Source organism: Bacillus sp. SW14 (assembly GCF_047608225.1).
Taxonomy (GTDB): domain Bacteria; phylum Bacillota; class Bacilli; order Bacillales; family Bacillaceae; genus Bacillus; species Bacillus subtilis_G.
Genome location: NZ_JBLKRW010000001.1, coordinates 2,639,247 through 2,662,525, shown reverse-complemented (window position 1 = coordinate 2,662,525; position 23,279 = coordinate 2,639,247). Strand labels below are relative to the sequence as shown.

General features: G+C 43.7%; 18 protein-coding genes and 1 riboswitch. All 18 genes read left to right on the top strand.

The window, feature by feature from the left end:
• Positions 1-24: 24 nt before the first annotated feature.
• The 18 genes from ACMX2I_RS13645 to ACMX2I_RS13560 all read left to right on the top strand — a co-directional run bounded on the left by ACMX2I_RS13645 (position 25) and on the right by ACMX2I_RS13560 (position 23,160).
• A complete protein-coding gene (locus tag ACMX2I_RS13645; RefSeq protein ID WP_087992146.1) occupies positions 25-1,965 on the top strand; it encodes a stage V sporulation protein D in 1,941 nt (646 codons plus the stop codon).
• Positions 1,966-2,138: 173 nt separating this feature from the next.
• Positions 2,139-3,623, top strand: coding sequence for a UDP-N-acetylmuramoyl-L-alanyl-D-glutamate--2,6-diaminopimelate ligase (locus tag ACMX2I_RS13640; RefSeq protein ID WP_414957216.1), 1,485 nt, complete (start codon positions 2,139-2,141; stop codon positions 3,621-3,623).
• A 111-nt stretch (positions 3,624-3,734) separates the two neighbouring features.
• Positions 3,735-4,709 (top strand): phospho-N-acetylmuramoyl-pentapeptide-transferase, encoded by a 975-nt coding sequence (mraY, locus tag ACMX2I_RS13635; protein ID WP_087992144.1) that lies wholly within the window; start codon positions 3,735-3,737, stop codon positions 4,707-4,709.
• Positions 4,710-6,065 (top strand): UDP-N-acetylmuramoyl-L-alanine--D-glutamate ligase, encoded by a 1,356-nt coding sequence (gene murD / locus ACMX2I_RS13630; RefSeq protein WP_414957215.1) that lies wholly within the window; start codon positions 4,710-4,712, stop codon positions 6,063-6,065.
• Positions 6,066-6,125: 60 nt separating this feature from the next.
• Positions 6,126-7,226, top strand: a complete 1,101-nt coding sequence (spoVE, locus tag ACMX2I_RS13625; protein ID WP_014663887.1) for a stage V sporulation protein E — start codon at positions 6,126-6,128, stop codon at positions 7,224-7,226.
• A 120-nt stretch (positions 7,227-7,346) separates the two neighbouring features.
• Positions 7,347-8,438: an undecaprenyldiphospho-muramoylpentapeptide beta-N-acetylglucosaminyltransferase gene (gene murG, locus ACMX2I_RS13620; protein ID WP_414957214.1), complete on the top strand. Its 1,092-nt coding sequence runs from the start codon at positions 7,347-7,349 to the stop codon at positions 8,436-8,438.
• A 31-nt stretch (positions 8,439-8,469) separates the two neighbouring features.
• Positions 8,470-9,381: a UDP-N-acetylmuramate dehydrogenase gene (gene murB / locus ACMX2I_RS13615; RefSeq protein ID WP_289347137.1), complete on the top strand. Its 912-nt coding sequence runs from the start codon at positions 8,470-8,472 to the stop codon at positions 9,379-9,381.
• Between the two features lie 129 nt (positions 9,382-9,510).
• Positions 9,511-10,302 carry a cell division protein DivIB gene (gene divIB, locus ACMX2I_RS13610; RefSeq protein WP_414957213.1) on the top strand — a complete coding sequence of 264 codons (792 nt, stop codon included), beginning with the start codon at positions 9,511-9,513 and terminating at the stop codon, positions 10,300-10,302.
• Entirely contained in the window at positions 10,299-10,994 is a 696-nt protein-coding gene (locus ACMX2I_RS13605) for a DUF881 domain-containing protein (protein WP_087992138.1), read from the top strand. Before divIB ends, ACMX2I_RS13605 begins: the two co-directional genes overlap by 4 nt.
• A 22-nt stretch (positions 10,995-11,016) precedes the next feature.
• Positions 11,017-11,724 (top strand): DUF881 domain-containing protein, encoded by a 708-nt coding sequence (locus ACMX2I_RS13600; protein ID WP_087992137.1) that lies wholly within the window; start codon positions 11,017-11,019, stop codon positions 11,722-11,724.
• A gap of 17 nt (positions 11,725-11,741) precedes the next feature.
• A complete protein-coding gene (locus ACMX2I_RS13595) occupies positions 11,742-12,107 on the top strand; it encodes a small basic family protein (protein WP_087992136.1) in 366 nt (121 codons plus the stop codon).
• Positions 12,108-12,281: 174 nt separating this feature from the next.
• Positions 12,282-13,604 carry a cell division protein FtsA gene (ftsA, locus tag ACMX2I_RS13590; protein WP_087992135.1) on the top strand — a complete coding sequence of 441 codons (1,323 nt, stop codon included), beginning with the start codon at positions 12,282-12,284 and terminating at the stop codon, positions 13,602-13,604.
• A gap of 35 nt (positions 13,605-13,639) precedes the next feature.
• A complete protein-coding gene (gene ftsZ / locus ACMX2I_RS13585) occupies positions 13,640-14,788 on the top strand; it encodes a cell division protein FtsZ (RefSeq protein ID WP_394714857.1) in 1,149 nt (382 codons plus the stop codon).
• Between the two features lie 300 nt (positions 14,789-15,088).
• A complete protein-coding gene (locus tag ACMX2I_RS13580; protein ID WP_414957212.1) occupies positions 15,089-19,390 on the top strand; it encodes a S8 family serine peptidase in 4,302 nt (1,433 codons plus the stop codon).
• 193 nt (positions 19,391-19,583) lie between these two features.
• Complete coding sequence (spoIIGA, locus tag ACMX2I_RS13575; RefSeq protein WP_414958338.1) at positions 19,584-20,513, top strand: sigma-E processing peptidase SpoIIGA; 930 nt, start codon at positions 19,584-19,586, stop codon at positions 20,511-20,513.
• Between the two features lie 62 nt (positions 20,514-20,575).
• Entirely contained in the window at positions 20,576-21,295 is a 720-nt protein-coding gene (gene sigE / locus ACMX2I_RS13570; RefSeq protein WP_003221446.1) for an RNA polymerase sporulation sigma factor SigE, read from the top strand.
• 139 nt (positions 21,296-21,434) lie between these two features.
• Positions 21,435-22,217: an RNA polymerase sporulation sigma factor SigG gene (gene sigG / locus ACMX2I_RS13565; RefSeq protein ID WP_003221449.1), complete on the top strand. Its 783-nt coding sequence runs from the start codon at positions 21,435-21,437 to the stop codon at positions 22,215-22,217.
• Positions 22,218-22,365: 148 nt separating this feature from the next.
• Positions 22,366-23,160: an ABC transporter ATP-binding protein gene (locus ACMX2I_RS13560; protein WP_414957211.1), complete on the top strand. Its 795-nt coding sequence runs from the start codon at positions 22,366-22,368 to the stop codon at positions 23,158-23,160.
• Between the two features lie 12 nt (positions 23,161-23,172).
• Positions 23,173-23,274: riboswitch (TPP riboswitch) on the top strand.
• The last annotated feature ends 5 nt before the right edge of the window (positions 23,275-23,279 follow it).

Genomic DNA, 23,279 nt, shown 5'->3' with positions numbered 1-23,279 from the left:
CTTAAATAAGGAGTGAACGGTCCCTTGCGCGTCTCGAATGTAACGGTTAGAAAACGTTTATTATTTGTTTTGCTTTTTGGCGTGATCGTGTTTCTGATCATTGATACAAGGCTGGGGTATGTTCAGTTTGTGATGGGTGAGAAACTGACTTCGCTAGCAAAGGATTCTTGGAGCAGGAATTTGCCATTCGAGCCGGAGAGGGGCGAGATCCTTGATCGCAACGGTGTGAAGCTCGCAACAAACAAAAGCGCGCCGACCGTATTCGTCGTCCCGCGCCAAGTTCAGAATCCGATGAAAACGAGCAAGCAGCTTGCGGCGGTTTTAAACATGTCAGAAGAAAAAGTATATAAGCACGTGACCAAAAAAACGTCAATCGAAAAGATCACTCCTGAAGGGAGAAAGATTTCAAATGAAAAGGCGAAAGAAATCAAAGCGCTCGATTTAAAAGGTGTGTATGTGGCGGAGGACAGTATCCGCCATTACCCGTTCGGCAGCTTTTTGTCTCATGTGCTTGGATTTGCCGGAATTGACAACCAAGGTCTCCTTGGTCTAGAAGCTTATTACGATGATGATTTAAAAGGGGAAAAGGGCTCTGTTAAGTTTTATACAGATGCCAAAGGAAAGAAGATGCCTGATGAAGCGGACGACTATACACCGCCTAAGGACGGGCTTGATATGAAGCTGACAGTTGATTCAAAAGTTCAAACGATAATGGAAAGAGAGCTTGATAACGCTGAGGCTAAATATCATCCAGACGGTATGATTGCCGTGGCCATGAATCCGAAAAACGGAGAAATATTGGGAATGTCCAGCAGGCCTGACTTTGACCCTGCTGATTATCAATCAGTCGATCCGTCCGTCTACAATCGGAATCTGCCGGTGTGGAGCACGTATGAGCCTGGATCTACCTTTAAGATTATTACACTTGCAGCAGCTCTTGAAGAGCAAAAAGTAAATTTGAAACGTGATCAATTTTATGATAAAGGGCATGTGGAAGTGGACGGAGCGAGACTACGGTGCTGGAAAAGAGGCGGGCACGGGCTGCAGACGTTTCTAGAAGTTGTACAGAATTCCTGCAACCCGGGGTTTGTTGAATTGGGCGAGCGCCTAGGCAAGGATAAGCTTTTCAAATATATCAAAGACTTTGGTTTCGGCCAAAAAACAGGAATTGATCTGCAAGGTGAGGGAACAGGAATCTTATTCCCGCTTGACAGAGTAGGTCCGGTCGAACAAGCGACTACGGCTTTCGGGCAGGGGGTATCTGTCACGCCGATTCAGCAGGTTGCAGCCGTATCTGCCGCTGTAAACGGAGGAACGCTTTACACACCTTATATTGCAAAGGAATGGATCGACCCTGTAACGAAAAAAACGGTCAAAAAACAATCGCCAATTGCCAAGAAACAAGTCATTTCAGAGGGAACCTCCAAACAAATCCGCTATGCTTTAGAAAGCGTCGTGGCAGAAGGCACCGGGCGCAACGCATTTGTAGAAGGATACCGTGTCGGCGGAAAAACGGGAACTGCACAAAAGGTTAAAGATGGAAAATACCTTGAAAACAACCATGTTGTATCATTTATCGGTTTCGCGCCGGCTGACGATCCGAGTCTTGTCGTCTATGTCGCGGTGGATAACCCGAAAGGCACGATTCAGTTTGGCGGAACGGTTGCAGCGCCTATTGTCGGGAATATTATGAGAGACAGCCTGCCTGAGATTGGTGTCAAGCCTCGGAAAAATCAAATCGAGAAAAAATACAAATGGAACGACACAAAAACAGTAGAAGTTCCGAATGTTGTAGGGATGTCTGTCTCAGAACTTGAGTCACTTTTGGTGAATCTCAATGTCGATGCTTCCGGGAAAGGAAGCAAAATCGTGAAACAATCGCCAGCTGCCGGAACGAAAGTAAAAGAGGGCTCAAAGATACGCGTTTATTTGACTGAAGAGGATGAAAAGGAGGCAGCCGATTGATTCGGGCTGCCTATATTTTATTGCAGAAAAATGATATGATCTTTCAAGATTAGCTGGATGTATCCTTTTATTTACGCTAAAATATGAACTGTATGCTTAAAATCATTATCACATCAATTGACGTGACTTCAATGATAAAAAGAACGAATTAGAATGTTGAGAGGTTTGATACGATGAAACTGACAAAGCTGCTTACATACTTAACAACCGAACCTTCTGTAAACGACTCACAAGACCCTGAAATAACTTCAATTGAGATGGACTCCAGGGAAGTAAAGAAAGGGAGTCTTTTTGTATGTGTAAAAGGGTATACGGTGGATGGCCATGATTTTGCGCAAAAAGCAGCAGAAAGCGGCGCAGCGGCTATTGTGGCAGAAAGAGAGCTTGATGTGGATGTGCCTGTCATTATTGTCCGGCAGTCACTGCGAGCGCTCAGCGTTTTGTCTGATGCGTTTTACGGACAGCCGACAAAGAAACTTCAGCTGATCGGGATCACAGGCACAAACGGAAAAACATCAACGACCCACATGGTCGATGAGATTCTGAAAAAAGCGGGAAAACGCACAGGCTTAATCGGCACAATGTACATGAAAATCGGCGAAGAAACACTTCCAGTTAAAAACACGACACCTGAAAGCGTCACGCTGCAGAAAATGTTTAAGAAAATGAATGACAAGCAAGTTGACACTGCCATCATGGAGGTTTCTTCTCACGCATTGTCTTTAGGTCGTGTTCATGGCTGTGATTATGATATTGCCGTGTTTACGAATTTAACGCAGGACCATCTGGACTATCATAAAACGATGGATGAGTACCGACAGGCAAAAAGCCTGCTCTTTTCTCAGCTTGGCGGGGCTTTCGACCATGAACATCCAAAGCGTGCCGTACTGAACGCTGACGATGAGGCGAGCGCTTATTTTGAAAAGGTGACCGCAGCGCATATTTGTACATACGGAATAAAAAACAACGCTGATGTGATGGCGAAGAACATCAATATCACGGCACAGGGCACAAGATTTGATCTTGTGACAAACAAAGGCACTAAACATATCACAATGTCGCTCGTCGGACAGTTTAACGTGTATAACGTGCTGGCAGCTGTTGCAACATGTATTGCAGCAGGCATACCGTTTGAAACGATCACTGAAGCGGTTGAAGAATTGCATGGCGTAAGAGGCCGTTTTGAATTGGTTAATCAGCAGCAGGAGTTTCCAGTCATTGTTGATTACGCGCATACGCCGGACAGCCTTGAAAATGTACTGAAGACATGCAAAGACATGACAGAAGGTAAGCTTTTTGTCGTTGTCGGCTGCGGGGGAGACAGAGATAAGACGAAACGCCCGAAAATGGCTAAAATCGCTGCGGAGCTGGCTGACGAACCGATTTTCACTTCAGATAACCCGAGAAGCGAAGATCCCCGCGCGATTTTAAGAGATATGGAAGCTGGAGTAGAGAATGCATACTACCATAGCATTGCAAACCGCGAGCAAGCGATCTTTTTCGCGATTGCCAATGCCAAAAAAGGCGATGTTGTTCTCATTGCAGGAAAAGGGCATGAAACCTATCAGCAGATCGGAAACGAAACCTTCGATTTTGACGATGCTGAAGTGGCGGCGAGAGCGATTGTCGAACTCAATAAGAATAAGACAAATTCATAGGAAAGAGATGTTATTGCATAATGGAGCTTCAAAAGATTTTTCATATGGAAAAAGATCATGAATATGATAACTACGTATGTCGTTTGAAAGAAACAGGAGGAGAAAAGGACAATGCTTGAGCAAGTCATTCTGTTTACAATTTTAATGGGGTTTTTAATTAGTGTTCTGCTCTCTCCGATTCTTATTCCGTTTTTAAGAAGATTAAAATTCGGCCAAAGTATTAGAGAAGAAGGACCGAAATCACATCAGAAAAAATCAGGGACGCCGACAATGGGCGGGGTCATGATCATACTTTCTATCATTGTGACAACAATTGTGATGACACAGAAGTTTTCAGAAATAAGCCCGGAAATGGTGCTGCTTCTGTTTGTTACGCTCGGCTACGGTTTGCTTGGCTTTTTAGATGATTACATCAAGGTCGTCATGAAGCGCAACCTTGGATTGACGTCAAAGCAAAAGCTGATCGGACAAATTATCATTGCGGTTGTATTTTATGCCGTGTACCATTACTACAATTTCGCGACGGATATTCGCGTGCCTGGAACTGATTTATCATTTGATCTTGGCTGGGCTTACTTTATCCTGGTGCTCTTTATGCTTGTCGGCGGATCAAATGCGGTTAACCTGACTGACGGTCTTGACGGTTTATTATCCGGTACGGCTGCGATTGCTTTTGGCGCCTTTGCCATCCTGGCATGGAATCAGTCTCAATATGACGTAGCGATTTTCTCAGTTGCCGTTGTCGGTGCGGTGCTGGGCTTCCTTGTATTTAATGCTCATCCGGCCAAAGTCTTTATGGGAGATACGGGATCACTGGCATTGGGAGGAGCCATCGTTACCATTGCTATTTTAACGAAATTAGAGATCCTGCTTGTTATCATCGGCGGTGTATTCGTTATCGAAACATTATCCGTTATTCTGCAGGTCATCAGCTTTAAAACGACAGGTAAACGAATCTTTAAAATGAGTCCGCTTCATCACCATTATGAGCTTGTCGGCTGGTCTGAATGGAGAGTCGTCGTGACGTTTTGGACTGCGGGACTTTTACTTGCCGTTTTAGGAATTTACATCGAGGTGTGGTTATAAGTGGAAAACGATCAATTTTTACAGAATCAGCATTTTTTAATCCTTGGGCTCGCGAAAAGCGGGTATGCGGCGGCATCTATTCTTCATGAAAAAGGCATGTATGTTGCAGTCAATGATCAAAAACCTTTTGAAGAAAACGAACCAGCGCAAAAGCTTTCTGAAGCAGGCATTGAGGTTGTTTGCGGAGAGCATCCTGTTTCTCTGTTCGATCAGCATCAAATCACGGTTCTGATCAAAAACCCCGGCATTCCATATGAAAATATTATGGTTCAGGAAGCGGAAAAAAGAGGCATCCCGGTTTGGACGGAAATTGAGCTCGCTTACTACCTGACAAACGCCAAGTTTATCGGGATTACCGGATCGAATGGAAAAACAACCACGACAACGCTGATTTATGAAATGCTCAAAGCTGACTCGCAAAAAGCGCTGATTGCCGGAAACATCGGCACTGTCGCAAGTGAAGTTGCTTATCATGCTGATGGGGATGAATGGATCGTTACTGAACTTTCTTCGTTTCAGCTGATGGGAACACACGCTTTCAGACCGGAAATCAGCTTGATTTTAAACTTATTTGACGCTCATTTGGATTATCACCATACACGAGAAAACTATGAAAAAGCGAAACAGAAAGTGTATCTTCATCAGAAAGCTTCAGATAAAGCCATTGTTAATCAGAATGATGAAACTGTCGTGCGTCTGGCTGAAGACGGAAAAGCCGAAGTCATCCCATTCTCAGTCAGCAAAACGCTTGAAAAGGGCGCTTATGTAAAAGACGGTATGATGATGTTCAACGGCGAAGCCATTCTTCCTCTGGAAGAGGTTGTGCTGCCCGGCGCACATAACATGGAGAACATTTTAGCTGCCATTGCAGTTGTGAAAACGGCAGGAGTGTCCAACGAAGCAGTCAAAAAGGTGCTGACAAGCTTTACTGGCGTCAAGCACCGTCTCCAATATGTCACAACAGTGCAAGGCCGCAAGTTTTATAATGACAGTAAAGCAACAAACATTTTGGCGACAACCAAGGCGCTTTCAGCTTTTGACAAACCGGTCATTCTGCTTGCGGGCGGACTGGATCGCGGAAATGGTTTTGACGATTTGAAACCGTATATGAAGCATGTCAAAGCAGTGCTTACATTTGGCCAGACAGCGCCGAAACTCGAGAAGCTCGGCAATGAGATGGGAATACAACATGTCAAACGTGTCGATAATGTTGAACAAGCAGTATCTGCGGCGTTTGCGCTCTCAAATGAAGGCGATGTCATCCTGCTGTCACCTGCGTGTGCGAGCTGGGATCAATTCAAAACATTTGAAGAACGCGGTGACATGTTTATAGATGCCGTGCATATGCTTAAGTAAGGGCTTGTCTTGAAGTAAATCGGCAGCCCTAATGACTTTAAGCTTGGGGTGTCGGTTGCTTTGACTACTAAAAAAACATCGCCTGATTTATTATTGGTCATCATTACGCTATTATTATTAACAATCGGATTAATTATGGTGTACAGTGCGAGTGCCGTATGGGCAGATTATAAATTTGACGACTCTTTCTTTTTCGCGAAACGGCAGCTGCTGTTTGCGGGAATCGGCGTTATTGCCATGTTTTTTATCATGAATGTTGATTATTGGACGTGGAGGACATGGTCCAAATTATTGATGGTTATTTGCTTTTTTCTCCTTGTGCTTGTTTTGATACCAGGCGTCGGCATGGTGCGGAACGGCTCAAGAAGCTGGATCGGGGTCGGGGCATTCAGCATACAGCCTTCAGAGTTTATGAAGCTTGCGATGATTGCATTCCTTGCTAAATTTCTCTCTGAAAAGCAAAAAAACATAACATCATTCAGACGGGGATTTATCCCGGCACTTGGCATCGTGTTTTCAGCGTTTTTGATTATCATGTGCCAGCCTGACCTTGGAACAGGGACAGTAATGGTTGGGACTTGTATTGTCATGATTTTTGTAGCCGGCGCGCGCATCGCCCATTTCGTTTTTCTTGGGCTGATCGGACTCAGCGGATTTGTTGGACTGGTACTATCGGCTCCATACCGAATTAAGCGGATTACCTCCTACTTAAATCCGTGGGAAGATCCGCTCGGCAGCGGTTTTCAAATCATTCAATCGCTTTATGCGGTGGGGCCCGGCGGATTGTTCGGAATGGGGCTAGGACAAAGCAGACAGAAGTTCTTTTATCTGCCTGAGCCGCAAACAGACTTTATTTTCGCCATATTGTCAGAGGAACTTGGCTTTATCGGGGGGACCCTTATTTTGCTCCTCTTCAGCGTCCTGCTGTGGAGAGGGATCAGAATTGCCCTCGGCGCACCTGATCTGTACGGAAGCTTTGTCGCAGTCGGCATTATTTCAATGATTGCCATTCAAGTCATGATTAATATTGGTGTAGTAACGGGCCTTATTCCGGTAACAGGCATCACGCTGCCGTTTTTGAGCTACGGAGGCTCTTCATTGACCCTGATGCTGATGGCCGTCGGCGTTCTGCTGAACGTAAGCCGATACTCGAGGTATTAATGAATGTATTGCCGAGCGTCCTGTGAACAGGAAGCCTGAGAAACAATTGATGCGATAACCCTGTCCAACAAAACAGGGTTATCGCTATGTTATAGAGAAACTTAGACTGGGGGAAGAGATATGCGAATTGCAATAAGCGGAGGCGGTACAGGAGGTCACATTTATCCTGCTCTTGCCTTTATTAAAGAAGTGCAGCGCCGTCATCCTGAAGTGGAATTTTTATATATCGGAACAGAAAACGGGCTGGAGAAAAAAATTGTTGAACGGGAGAATATACCGTTTCGTTCAATTGAAATTACAGGCTTTAAAAGAAAGCTGTCATTTGAAAACGTCAAAACTGTGATGCGTTTTCTGAAGGGCGTAAAAAAGAGCAAATCGTATTTAGCGGAATTTAAGCCTGATGCCGTGATCGGAACGGGCGGTTACGTATGCGGGCCGGTTGTCTATGCCGCTGCGAAAATGGGAATTCCGACTATTGTCCATGAACAAAACAGCCTGCCGGGCATCACGAATAAGTTTCTTTCAAAATATGTTAATAAAGTAGCGATCTGTTTTGAAGAAGCAAAATCACATTTTCCTAGCGAGAAAGTGGTATTTACGGGAAACCCGAGAGCCTCTGAAGTCGTCTCAATAAAGACGGGCCGATCGATGGCGGAATTTAGGCTTTCTGAAGAGAAAAAAACGGTCTTAATCTTCGGCGGAAGCCGAGGCGCCGCACCGATTAACCGTGCTGTTATCGACATGCAGAATGCGCTAAAAACTAGAGACTACCAAGTGCTGTATATCACCGGTGAAGTTCACTATGAAAAAGTGATGAATGAGCTGAAAAGCAAGGGTGCCGCTGATAATATGGTCACCAAGCCGTTTCTTCATCAAATGCCGGAGTATTTAAAGGCCATAGATGTCATTGTGGCCAGAGCCGGGGCGACAACGATTGCCGAAATTACGGCTCTCGGAATCCCAAGTGTACTGATCCCAAGCCCATATGTAACAGCGAATCACCAGGAGGTCAATGCGAGATCTCTCGGCCAGCATGATGCGGCGATTGTTCTTAAAGAAACAGAGCTAAGCGGGGAAAAGCTGATTGCTGCGCTTGACCGGATTGTACTGAATGAGCAAACGTTAAAGGAAATGAGCGAACGGACAAAGTCACTCGGTGTTCCTGACGCGGCTGCCCGTTTATACAGCGTACTCGAAGAATTGAAAAAGTAATAGAAAAGCAAATGGAATGCGGAGGTTTACGATGGAGAAAGTGATACATGAATTAAAAGAACGCGAAGTCGGCAAGGTTCTTGCAAATGAACCGCTCGCGAATCATACAACGATGAAAATCGGCGGCCCTGCGGATGTATTGGTGATTCCAAGCAGTGTAGATGCTGTCAAAAATATCATGGACGTTATTAAGAAATATGATGTGGAGTGGACAGTCATCGGCCGCGGGTCAAACCTTCTTGTTTTAGATGAGGGGATCAGAGGCGTAGTGATTAAGCTGGGGGCAGGCCTTGACCATTTGGAGCTTGACGGGGAACAAGTAACGGTCGGAGGCGGTTATTCAGTGGTCCGTCTTGCTACATCATTGAGTAAAAAAGGCCTGTCCGGTTTGGAATTTGCTGCGGGTATTCCAGGATCAATCGGCGGAGCGGTTTATATGAATGCCGGCGCTCACGGTTCTGATATGAGCGAAATCCTCGTCAAAGCGCATATTTTATTTGAAGACGGCACGATTGAGTGGCTGACAAATGAGCAGATGGATTTCAGCTACAGAACGTCTGTATTGCAACAGAAACGTCCGGGCGTTTGCCTTGAAGCGGTTCTGCAACTGGAGCAGAAGGATAAGGAATCAATCGTTCAGCAAATGCAAAGCAATAAAGACTACAGAAAAAATACACAGCCGTATTCAAGCCCGTGTGCTGGAAGCATATTCAGAAACCCGCTTCCGAATCATGCCGGAAACCTTGTAGAAAAAGCAGGCTTGAAAGGATATCAAATCGGCGGTGCAAAGATTTCGGAGATGCACGGAAACTTCATCGTCAATGCGGGCGGAGCATCAGCAAAAGATGTGCTTGATCTCATTGACCATGTGAAAAAGACAATTCGTGAAAAATACGAGATTGATATGCATACAGAGGTTGAAATCATCGGCGAAAATCGCTGATTCAAGTTCTGACTGAAGCTGTTCATATGATATACTGTAAGCAAACGACAAACGGCATCATAGTATGCCGTTTGTTTTGGAATAGACAGACTTTTAACAGCTGTTTCATTTGAATGAGGTGAACAGGCAATGAACCCGGGGCATGACCGAGAAAAAATCGTAAACATTGAAGAACGGATTCCTAAAATTAAAGAGCAGCGGAAACAGAAGGCAAACCGCCGTCTCATTTCATTTATTATGCTCTTTTTTATGATGGTGTTGGTCATTGTGTATCTGCAGACGCCAATCAGTAAAGTATCGACAATCTCTGTAACAGGGAATGAGAATGTATCCAAAAAGGAAATTATTGACCTTTCCGATATCAACAGCGGAGATACCGAGTTTTGGAGTTTGGACAAGAAAAAAACAGAAAAGAAGATTCAGCAAAATAAATTAGTGAAAAAAGCGGAGATCAGCAAATCGCTTCCTAATAAAATCAACATTGCGATCGAAGAATATAAAGCGATTGCTTATTTAGAAAAAGACAATGTGTACTATGAAGTGCTTGAAAATGGTTCCGTTCTGCCAAACGAAGTAACGCCGGATGATGCCGGACCGATTTTGGTGAATTGGACTAACGCAAAAAAACGGTCTCAAATGGCTAAGCAGCTTAATGCTTTGTCAAATTCGTTAAAACAGTCAATATCAGAAATCTACTATACACCTGTAAAAATGGATGAAAACCGTATTAAATTGTACATGAACGACGGTTATGTTGTCACTGCGTCTATAAAAACCTTTGCAGACAGAATGAAAACGTATCCTTCTATCATTTCACAGCTTAGCAGCAGTAAAAAGGGAATTATTCATTTAGAAGTTGCCACCTATTTTGAAGAGTTTGGAAAAAACGATAAATCTGCAAAAAAGGAAGATGGAAATTGAGGGGCAAATCAGCAGTCCTTCTTTCTTTGATCATGCTTATCGCAGGCTTTTTGATTTCATTTTCTTTTCAAATAACTAAAGAAAATGAAAAAGGAGCGGCTGAGTCAGAAGAGTGGAAAAAAGAATATGCGCTGAGAGATGAACTGTTGAAACAGGAGAAAGAAAATAAGACTCTTGAAAAAGAATTGTATCAAAAGCAAAACAAAGTCCGTCAGGCAGAAAATAAGCTGAAAAAAGAAAAGACGGAATACTATAACGTCCTTGAAGATACAGAAAAATACAGAATGTATATTGGGGAAGTCGGTGTGCAGGGAGAGGGCGTTGAGGTGACCTTGGAAGATGCGTCGTACATACCGGAAGGGGAGAATGTGAACAGTTACATCGTTCACGAAAGCCATATCTTTCAAGTGGTAAACGAACTGTATATTTCGGGTGCGGCGGCTGTTGCCGTTAATGGCCAGCGTTTGACACATGATTCCTATATCAAGTGCAACGGTCCCGTTGTAACGGTAGACGGAGTGCAGCATCCCGCTCCGTTTACGATATCAGCTATTGGAGATCCTGATGTTCTGCTGCCTTCGTTAAATATAGCAGGAGGCCTGATCGATCAGCTGTCAATGGATCATATTTCTGTTTCCGCAGAAAAAGAGAAAAACGTTCAAATGAAACCGATTCTGAAAACGAAGGAATGACTGAAAAAGCGGGTGAAACAGATTGAAAATAAAGCGTTCCTTCATAAGCATCAGTGTGCTTATGATCATCTTCGGCATCATGATAGCTGTTCAGTTTAACTCATTAAAGCACCCCAAAGTCCGAGACACAAGAGATATGTGGGATATAAGGGAAGAGCTGACTTCAGAGCAGAAGAAGCAGGAAAAGCTGCTGGATGAAATAAACAAATATGATAAATTGCTGAATAGCTATTCGCAAACGAAAGAAATGACAAAAGAAACCGCGCTCAATAATACCTTGCAAACCTTAAAAAAAACAGCCGGCATGACCGATATAACAGGTAGCGGAATTGTCATCACCATATCCCCGCTTTTTTCTGAAAGTTTAACAGGAGAGCCGATCAAAAATCCGCCTCCGGATTTGCTGAAGAAACTGATCAATGAACTCAACTCCTTCGGTGCAGAACAAATCTCTATTAATGAGCGAAGAGTTGTGAATCATACAGTCATAAGGGATATAAACGGCACAACGAAAATAGACGGATACGGCCTTGACGATTATCCTTTAACAGTAAATGTGCTTGCCAAAGATCCGGACATGCTGTACAGCAGAGTGAAGGGATCAGGCCTTGAGGATCTCTTTGCATCTGAAAATTTAGCATTTAAAGCCGGTAAATCTGAAAGCGAACTGACATTAAAAGCATATGACAGGCCATTGGATGTACAACGGCTAAAACCGCTTAAAGACTGAAAAGGAGGAGAACCGTCATGTGGCTGCCCGTATTGGGGCTGGTGCTCGGAATTGCGCTTGGACTGATGACAAACTTAACGATACCGAGTGAATACTCAAACTATTTATCGCTTGCGGTGCTTGCCGCACTTGATACATTAATCGGCGGAATCAGGGCGCATTTACAAGGTACATATGATGAAATGGTATTTGTTTCCGGTTTCTTTTTTAATATTATATTGGCAATAAGTTTAGCTTTTCTGGGAGTCCATCTTGGTGTAGACTTGTATTTAGCAGGTATATTCGCATTTGGAGTCAGATTATTTCAGAATATTGCCGTGATCAGAAGAAATCTACTAACAAAGTGGACTCTTTCTAAAAAAAATAAAAAAAATGTGATATAAAAGAGGATATACATAGGATATAACGAATATTTTCAATAAACATAAAATGTGAAGAGCACATAAGGAATATTCCGTTGTTATTTTTTGTTACACACTTGTAAAGCCACATTCATTGTATTGTTGTTCCGCAAATAATAGAATAGAAATGATTTAAATGTGAGGAGGTGCCATAGAATGAACAACAATGAACTTTACGTCAGTCTTGACATCGGTACGTCCAATACAAAAGTGATCGTCGGAGAAATGACAGATGATTCCCTAAATATTATCGGTGTGGGAAATGTACCGTCTGAAGGGTTGAAAAAAGGCTCAATCGTTGATATAGATGAAACTGTTCATTCTATAAGAAAAGCGTTTGACCAAGCTGAAAGAATGGTAGGTTTTCCGCTTAGAAAAGCTATTGTCGGCGTTAATGGAAATTATATCAATATTCAAGATACAAACGGTGTTGTAGCAGTTTCCAGTGAAAATAAAGAAATTCAGGTTGAAGATGTGCGCCGAGTCATGGAGGCGGCACAGGTTGTGTCAGTACCGCACGAACAGCTGATTGTGGATGTCATTCCTAAACAGTTTATCGTAGATGGAAGAGATGAAATCACCGACCCGAAAAAAATGCTTGGTGTGCGTTTAGAAGTAGAGGGCACCTTGATCACCGGTTCAAAAACAATTTTACATAACTTGCTTCGCTGTGTTGAAAGAGCCGGTATTGAAATAACTGATATTTGTCTTCAGCCGCTGGCAGCCGGTTCTGCTGCATTGTCAAAGGACGAGAAAAATCTTGGAGTGGCTCTCATTGATATAGGGGGAGGGTCAACGACCATTGCCGTATTCGAGAACGGACATCTGACTTCTACCCGTGTTATTCCACTCGGTGGCGAAAATATCACCAAAGATATCTCCATCGGATTGAGAACGTCAACAGAAGAAGCAGAACGCGTGAAAAAGCAATTTGGACATGCCTACTATGACGAAGCCTCGGAAGATGAAGTATTTGAGGTAACCGTTATCGGCACCAATCAAAAACAAACATTTACACAGCAGGAAGCAGCGAACATCATTGAAGCAAGAGTAGAAGAAATTCTTGAAATTGTTTCAGAAGAGATTAGCAGTATGGGAATTACCGATCTGCCGGGAGGCTTCGTGCTGACAGGGGGACAAGCAGCAATGCCGGGTGTCATGTCATTGGCACAGGATGTGCTGCAAAACAATGTCAGAGTGGCAAGCCCGAATTATATCGGTGTAAGAGATCCTCAATATATGACGGGAGTGGGCATGATCCAATTCGCCTGCCGAAATGCAAGAATCCAAGGCAGAAAAATAGGCTTCAAGATGCCTGAAGAAGCGATACAGGAAATCGCAGTCTCATCATCAGAGGAACAAGAGCAGCATCATTACCAAAATGAGGTGCAGCAGCGGCCAAAAGGAAAACAAAAAACACAAGCCGAACATCATAAACAGAGCAAAATGAAAAAACTATTAAGCATGTTTTGGGAATAGATAGATAGTCATTCGGCAGATTAGGAGGATTTAGCATGTTGGAGTTCGAAACAAACATAGACGGCTTAGCATCAATTAAAGTAATCGGAGTAGGAGGCGGCGGTAACAACGCCGTTAACCGAATGATTGAAAATGAAGTGCAAGGAGTAGAGTACATCGCGGTAAATACGGACGCTCAAGCTCTTAACCTGTCAAAAGCAGAAGTGAAAATGCAAATCGGCGCAAAACTGACTAGAGGATTGGGAGCAGGTGCGAATCCTGAAGTCGGAAAAAAAGCCGCTGAAGAAAGCAAAGAGCAGATTGAAGAAGCATTAAAAGGCGCTGACATGGTATTCGTGACAGCTGGTATGGGGGGCGGAACAGGAACAGGTGCCGCACCGGTTATCGCACAAATCGCGAAAGACTTAGGCGCATTAACAGTCGGAGTCGTTACAAGACCGTTTACATTTGAAGGACGCAAAAGACAGCTTCAGGCTGCAGGCGGAATCTCAGCAATGAAAGAAGCGGTGGATACACTGATCGTGATCCCGAACGACCGAATTCTGGAAATTGTTGATAAAAACACGCCGATGCTTGAAGCATTCCGTGAAGCTGACAACGTACTCCGCCAAGGGGTTCAAGGTATTTCAGACTTAATTGCGACACCTGGTCTTATCAACCTTGACTTTGCTGATGTGAAAACAATCATGTCAAACAAAGGATCTGCTTTGATGGGTATCGGTATTGCGACTGGAGAAAACCGCGCGGCAGAGGCAGCGAAAAAGGCAATCTCCAGCCCGCTTCTTGAAGCGGCCATTGACGGTGCGCAAGGCGTTCTCATGAACATCACTGGGGGCACAAATCTCAGCCTATATGAAGTTCAGGAAGCAGCAGACATTGTCGCTTCTGCGTCTGACCAAGACGTAAATATGATTTTCGGTTCTGTTATCAATGAAAATCTAAAAGACGAGATTGTGGTGACAGTGATTGCGACTGGTTTCATTGAACAAGAGAAGGACGTGACGAAACCTCAGCGTCCAAGCTTAAACCAAAGCATCAAAACAAATAATCAAAGTGCTCCAAAGCGTGAGCCAAAACGTGAGGAGCCTCAGCAACAAAACACAGTAAGCCGTCACACCTCACAGCCGGCTGATGATACACTTGACATCCCGACATTCTTAAGAAACCGAAATAAACGCGGCTAATGTAAAGGACAAAATCGTTTTCGATTTTGTCCTTTTTGTTTTTCTCCAAAACCTTTCTTTTATATAAAGTCTTTTTCCTTATGCCTTCCTTCACATAAAAATAAATCAGGCCATTAGACTCATTTAAATCCTGTGACAATTTTATCGTTTTCATAATTATGGAAATGAGGTGACATAAAACGACAATATCTGTAATAGAGATTGTCTACAGTTAACGTACAGCGATGTTCTGACAAACCATTCATTTTTATAAGGAGGGACGACATTTTTTTCAAAGCATGTTGATAAAGGGGGATAAAAATGAGGAAAAAAACGAAAAACAGACTCATCAGCTCTGTTTTAAGTACGGTTGTCATCGGTTCAATGCTTTTTCCGGGTGTAGCCGGAGCAAGCAGCAAAAGCGCCTCAACTTCTGTTAAACAGGAGCTTCAATCTGCTGAATCCATTCAAAACAAGATCTCGAGTTCATTAAAGAAAAGCTTTAAAAAGAAAGACAAAACGACCTTTCTGATTAAATTTAAAGATCAGGCCGACACAAAAAAAGCGGCAAAAGCGGCTGTTAAAAAAGCGAAATCGAAGAAGCTGTCTGCCGCTAAAACGGAATATCAAAAGCGTTCGGCCGTTGTGTCATCTTTAAAAGTCACAGCCGACGAATCCCAGCGAGATGTCTTAACATACTTGAACAGCCAGAAAAACAAGGGGAATGCAGACCAAATTCACTCTTATTATGTAGTGAATGGGATCGCTGTTCATGCTTCAAAAGAAGTGATGGAAAAAGTGGCGCAGTTCTCCGAAGTGGAAAAGGTGCTTCCAAATGAGAAACGGCAACTGTTTAAATCATCCTCTCCATTTAATATGAAAAAAGCGCAAAAATCTGTCAAAGCAACTGACGGTGTGGAATGGAATGTAGACCAAATCGACGCCCCGAAAGCTTGGGCACTTGGATATGACGGAACTGGCACGGTTGTCGCGTCCATTGATACCGGTGTGGAATGGAACCACCCGGCTTTAAAAGAGAAATATCGTGGATATAATCCGGAAAGTCCTGATGAGCCGGATCATGAAATGAACTGGTATGATGCCATAGCAGGCGAAGCAAGTCCTTATGATGATTTGGCTCATGGAACCCACGTGACAGGTACGATGGTGGGATCTGAACCTGATGGAACAAATCAAATCGGTGTAGCGCCAGGCGCAAAATGGATTGCTGTTAAAGCGTTCTCCGAAGATGGCGGCACTGATGCTGACATTTTGGAGGCCGGTGAATGGGTTTTAGCTCCAAAGGATGCAGATGGAAATCCTCACCCGGAAATGGCTCCTGATGTTGTCAATAATTCATGGGGCGGGGGCTCAGGACTTGATGAATGGTACAGGGACATGGTCAATGCCTGGCGTGCGGCCGATATTTTCCCTGAGTTTTCAGCGGGAAATACAGATATCTTTATTCCGGGCGGGCCTGGTTCTATCGCAAACCCAGCAAACTATCCGGAATCGTTTGCAACTGGAGCGACTGATATTAACAAAAAGCTTGCTGACTTTTCTCTCCAAGGGCCATCTCCATATGATGAAATAAAGCCGGAAATTTCTGCACCTGGCGTTAATATTCGCTCTTCCGTTCCCGGCCAGACATACGAGGACGGATGGAATGGCACATCAATGGCAGGGCCGCATGTGTCTGCTGTTGCCGCATTGCTTAAACAGGCGGATGCCTCACTTTCTGTTGATGAGATGGAGGATATTTTAACCAGCACGGCTGAACCGCTGACGGATTCAACATTTCCCGATTCTCCGAATAACGGATACGGACATGGTTTGGTGAACGCTTTTGACGCTGTATCAGCTGTTACAGATGGTTTAGGAAAAGCAGAAGGACAGGTTTCTGTAGAGGGAGATGATCAAGAGCCTCCTGTCTATCAGCATGAGAAAGTAACAGAAGCCTATGAAGGCGCGAACCTGCCGCTGACTTTGACAGCTGAAGACAATGTAAGTGTGACATCTGTCAAACTGTCCTATAAGCTGGATCAAGGCGAGTGGACTGAAGTAACGGCTAAACGAATCAGCGGAGATCACTTGAAAGGAACGTATCAGGCGGAGATCCCAAACGTAAAAGGAGCTGCACTAAGCTATAAGTGGATGATTCAGGATTTTGGCGGCCATGTCGTTGAGTCTGACACATATGATGTAACAGTGAAACCAAGCATCACGGCGGGCTATAAGCAGGACTTTGAAACTGAACCCGGCGGCTGGATTGCGAGCGGCACAAATAATAGCTGGGAGTGGGGAGTTCCGTCAGCAGGCCCAAATACAGCAGCTTCCGGAGAAAAAGTATACGGAACAGACCTGGCAGGAAACTATGGCAACTCAGCAAACATGAATCTCGTGATGCCTCCTGTTAAAGTGCCGGATTCAGGAAACCTGTTTCTCCAATTTAAAAGCTGGCACAATTTAGAGAATGATTTTGATTATGGCTATGTTTTTGTTTTGCCTGAAGGTGAGAAGAATTGGGAGCAGGCTGGCGTCTATAATGGAAAGACATCAAGCTGGATGGACGAAGAAATTGATTTATCCGCTTATAAAGGTCAAAACATTCAAGTCATGTTTAATCTTCAATCCGATGATAGCATTGCAAAAGAGGGCTGGTACATTGATGATGTAGTGCTTTCTGACAAATCGGCCGGAAAAACAGCCAAAAAGAATAAGCTGGGTGTTGAAAAGCCGTCTGGAAAGCAAAAGAAAAAGCCAGTGAATCCGAAAAAAGCTAAGCCATCTGCAAACACAGCGGTAAAAAACCAGAGTAAAGAGATACAGCCTCAAATTTTGCCGCTCAGGGCGCAAGTCAGTGTTGTGGAAACAGGGAAATCAACATATTCAGATCAATCCACAGGGCAGTACACGTTGACGCACAAAGCGGGAGACTATACGCTTATGGCAGAAGCATACGGCTATCAATCGAAAACACAAAAGGTTTCTCTGCAGGCAGATCAGACGACACCAGCTAATTTTACGTTAGAAGAAATGAAGAAGGGCACATTAAAAGGCACGGTCATCAATAAATCGACAGGAGAGCCGGTAAAAGGAGCCTCTGTTTATGTTGTGGAGGATGCCGCGGTTGAACCGGCTACAACAAATGACAAAGGTGAATATACGCTTGAGGCCTATGAAGGCGCCTATACGATTAAAGTCGCTGCACCAGGTTATTACAGCGATGAATTTTCCGTTAATTTAAAAGGTAATGTTGTGAAGGAAACTGTACTAAAGCCTTTCGTCGGTTATCCGGGTGAGATTGCATATGATGATGGAACGGCGGAGAATGCCAATTCCTATTTTGCAGCCGGTAACGGATGGGCTGTCAAAATGACATTGGCTGACGGCAAAGACAAAGGCATGCTTACAGGAGGACTGTTTAGATTCTGGGATACAGAGTTCCCTGATCCTGGCGGCACAGAGTTTAAGGTTGAGGTATACGATGCTACAGGAGAAGATGGCGCACCGGGCAAGAAAATTGCCGGGCCATTTAACGCTGAAGCCCTCCGCAATGGCGAATGGACCAAGGTAGATCTCAGTTCAAAAGGGATTATGGTCGATAAAGATTTTTATCTCGTATATATCCAGTCGAAACCAGATCCATATTCACCAGGACTGGCAATGGATGAAACCGGTCAGAATTCCGGCCGCAACTGGCAGTATATAGACGGAGAATGGCAGCCAGGTGACGAAGCTGACGGCAACTATATGATCCGCGCATTAGTTGATTATGAAGCAGCTGTACCTGAGATCACTTCACCGGCAGACAAATCATACACAAATAAGGAGAACGTCACCGTAAAAGGAAAAGCTTCTCCGGGAACAACGGTACACATTTATAATGGAAAGAAAGAAGCAGGAGAGACGAAAGCTGCGAAGGATGGCACGTTTCAGGCAGGCGTATCACTCAGCGAGGGTGAAAATGAGCTGACGGCCACGGCATCAACAGACAACGGGACTACAGATGCTTCCAGCCCTGTCATGGTCACGCTTGATCAAGACAAGCCAGAATTGACGCTGGACAATCCAAAGGATGGCGAGAAAATAAATAAAGAAGCCCTGACTGTCAAAGGGTCTGTATCCGATGACAATTTGAAAGAAGTCAAGGTGAATGGCAAAAAAGCAACGGTATCTGAAGGTTCATACTCAGCCCGTATTCTTTTGGAGAACGGAAGCAATGAAATCAAGGTGACGGCAACAGACTTAGCAGGCAACAAAACGAAGAAAAAGGCTGTCATTGATGTCAACTATGACCAGCCTGTCATCTCCGGATTGATCCCGGGAGAGGATAAAATCTTAAAAGCCGGTGAATCTGTGAAAATCGCTTTCTCAAGCGCTAAAGACTTGGATGCAACGTTTGTCATTCGTATGCCGCTGACAAATGCAAGAGCGAGTGTGCAAAACGCCACCGAGCTCCCGTTAAGAGAAATTTCTCCGGGGCGATATGAAGGCTATTGGACAGCCACTTCTTCTATTAAAGCAAACGGAGCAAAAGTAGAAGTGATTGTACATGATGATTATGGAAATGAAACAAGAAAAACAGCGAACGGAAAACTCTATATCAATACTGGAAATTAAGTGTAAAAAAGCTGCCGTCAAGGGCAGCTTTTTTATGTATACTCTCCTTTATTCCCTCGACAAATTAAGCAGTTATCCCTGAAAAATTGTATTTTCCTCTCAACATTAATTGACAGACTTTCCCACAGAGCTTGATTTATACTTATGAAACAAGAAGGGGAACAGCGTGATGCAAGAAAGAAAGGAGTCAGATGTGAAAATCTATTTAGATGTCATTTGGCTATTGAACTTTTGTTTTGATGCACTTTTGCTTTTGCTCACGGCATTTATTTTAAAACGGCATGTGAAAAAAAGAAGACTGCTAGGCGGAGCGTTCATCGGTTCAAGTATTGTTCTATTGATGTTTACTCCTTTTTCGCCGATCGTTGAACATCCGGCCGGTAAGCTGGCTTTTTCAGTTGTTATTGTGATGGTGACATTTGGCTTTAAAAGATTTCGTTATTTCTTTCAAAATTTGTTTTCCTTTTATTTTGCCACTTTTTTAATGGGGGGAGGAATGATCGGAGCCCATTCTTTGCTGCAGACCAATTCCGTTGTTCGAAACGGTGTCATGATGACGAATCAAACAGGGTTTGGAGACCCGATCAGCTGGTTGTTTATTGTTGCTGGCTTTCCAGTGTTATGGTTTTTTTCTAAGAGAAGAATTGAAGAGATTGAAACAAAAAACATTCAATATGAGGAACGAGTCATCGTACAGGCTGATTTGGGCGGCCAAACGCTTCATGTCAGAGGGCTGGTTGATTCCGGTAATCAGCTGTACGATCCGCTTACTAAAACGCCTGTCATGATTATTCACCTTGATAAACTGGAACCGATTTTCGGAGCAGCCGAAACGATGATCATTCGAAACACAGATCCATTGGAAGCCACTCAACAGCTCGATGATTCATTTCGCTTTTTGGATAAAATGAGGCTGATTCCATACAGGGGAGTAGGTCAGCAAAATCAATTTTTACTATGCGTTAAACCGGATCACGTAACGATTATGACAAAACAAGAAATGATTTCTGCGGATAAATGCTTAATCGGCATCAGCACAACAAAGCTATCTGCAGATGGCGAGTTTGACGCCATTATTCATCCTAAAATGCTTTCGGGCAAGGCCATCAAACACGTCTCATAATGTTCGGAAATGTCCGTTACTTATCATACTCAAACGACGTGACATTTAGAAGGGAGAGGAAGATGAAAAAACTGAAATTGCGATTGACGCACCTCTGGTATAAGCTGCTGATGAAACTTGGGCTGAAAAGTGATGAAGTCTATTACATAGGCGGGAGTGAAGCCCTGCCTCCTCCATTATCTAAAGATGAGGAGCAGGTTCTGTTAATGAAGCTTCCAAACGGCGATCAGGCGGCTCGCGCCATTTTGATTGAACGCAATTTGCGTCTGGTCGTCTATATCGCCCGTAAATTCGAAAATACAGGAATTAATATAGAGGATTTAATCAGCATCGGCACCATCGGATTAATCAAAGCTGTGAATACGTTTAATCCAGAAAAGAAAATCAAGCTGGCGACCTATGCCTCACGCTGTATAGAAAATGAAATCCTGATGTATTTAAGAAGAAACAACAAAATCCGGTCAGAGGTTTCCTTTGATGAGCCGCTTAATATTGATTGGGACGGCAATGAGCTGTTGCTTTCTGATGTGCTCGGCACGGACGATGACATTATCACAAAAGACATAGAAGCTAACGTAGATAAAAAGCTTTTGAAAAAAGCGCTTGAACAGCTTAATGAGAGGGAAAAGCAAATCATGGAGCTGCGGTTTGGGCTTGTCGGCGAAGAAGAAAAGACCCAAAAGGATGTAGCGGATATGATGGGAATTTCCCAGTCTTATATTTCACGTCTGGAGAAAAGAATAATAAAAAGATTGAGAAAAGAGTTCAACAAAATGGTGTAAAATTTTTTATAGTATAGAACCCTTGATTTTACAGGGATTTCCTGAATTCGACTGTTTTTCGATCTGAGTGCAGTGCATATTTTTCCCACCCAAGGAGATACTTAACGTTGTACAGCAGCTCCTGTAGGGAGGGAAAAAAGTGTCGAGAAATAAAGTCGAAATCTGCGGGGTGGATACCTCCAAATTACCAGTACTCAAGAATGAAGAGATGAGAAAGCTGTTTAGGCAGCTGCAGGATGAAGGCGATGATTCAGCGAGAGAAAAGCTTGTAAACGGGAACTTGCGTCTTGTCTTAAGTGTCATTCAAAGATTTAATAACAGAGGAGAGTATGTTGATGACTTATTTCAGGTCGGCTGCATCGGACTAATGAAATCCATTGATAATTTTGACCTAAGCCACAATGTTAAGTTTTCAACATACGCTGTACCTATGATAATCGGAGAGATCCGCAGGTATTTACGCGATAATAACCCGATTCGTGTCTCAAGATCACTCCGGGACATCGCTTACAAGGCACTTCAAGTAAGAGAGCGGTTAATCAGTGAGACAAGCAAGGAGCCGACTGCAGAAGACATCGCAAAAGTTCTTGAAGTACCGCATGAAGAAATTGTATTTGCGCTTGATGCCATTCAGGATCCGGTTTCTCTATTTGAACCGATCTATAACGACGGCGGAGACCCGATCTATGTGATGGACCAAATTAGTGATGAGCGCAATAAAGATTCACAATGGATTGAAGAGCTGGCTTTAAAAGAGGGCATGAGAAGACTGAATGATAGGGAAAAAATGATTTTGCGAAAGCGGTTCTTCCAAGGGAAAACACAAATGGAAGTAGCCGAGGAAATCGGGATTTCCCAAGCGCAGGTGTCCAGGCTTGAAAAAGCGGCTATCAAACAAATGAATAAGAATATCCATCAATAATGTAAAGCCTTTAAAACAATTTTTGTTTTAAAGGCTTTTCTATTGATTGCGGGCGGTTTACGTTTTGGAAAAAATAAGGTATCCTAGTTCGTGCAAAGTTTTATGAAAATTTAAATAATTATAGAAGGCAGTAAAGAGGAGGACCACGATGATTTTGCAGCTTGACAATGTCTCATTAAAACGAAATGGAAAATGGATACTGAGGGATATCCAGTGGAGGGTGGAAGAAAAGGAAAATTGGGTGCTTTACGGACTGAATGGCGCCGGAAAGACCGCACTGTTAAATATGCTTTGCTCATATTATTTCCCAACATCGGGCAAGATGCAGGTGCTTGGCCATGAATTTGGCAAAACAGAGCTTGGGGAGAAGCTCAGACGGAAAATTGGCCTCGTATCAGCGGCTCTTCAGCAAAAATTTTATCCGGCAGATTCAGCATTTGAAATTGCTTTGAGCGGCGCTTACGCTTCAATTGGATTATATGAAACACCAAGTGCGGAAATCAGGGAAAAAGCGATTGGTTTGTTAGAGGACTTGGGAGCGATTGAATATGCCGACCGCCGCTATGAAACCCTTTCTCAAGGAGAAAAACAAAGAGCTTTGATTGCAAGAGCGCTAATGGCGGATCCGGAGCTGCTGATTTTGGACGAACCGGTCACAGGGCTGGATTTTATTGCCCGGGAAAAGCTGTTAGACACGATTACATACATTGCAAACAAAGAAAATGCGCCATCGATCCTTTATGTGACTCATCATGCGGAAGAAATTTTGCCGGTCTTTGACAAAGCCCTTTTGTTAAAACAGGGAGAGGTCTTTAAATCCGGAGAAATAAAGGAAATGCTTACTGATCACATACTTTCGGCTTTTTTTGATACGCCAATCCATGTATTATGGAATCAGGGTCGGCCGTTTTTAACAAGAGCCGAGCCGATAACAAATGCCTGACAAACACATACAGACTCATCCTAGGGGTGCTTTTCGAAGCTGAGAGAGACATTGTCTCAACCCTTTTGACCTGATCTGGATCATGCCAGCGGAGGGAAGCGGTGAAAAAGCGGAGTACA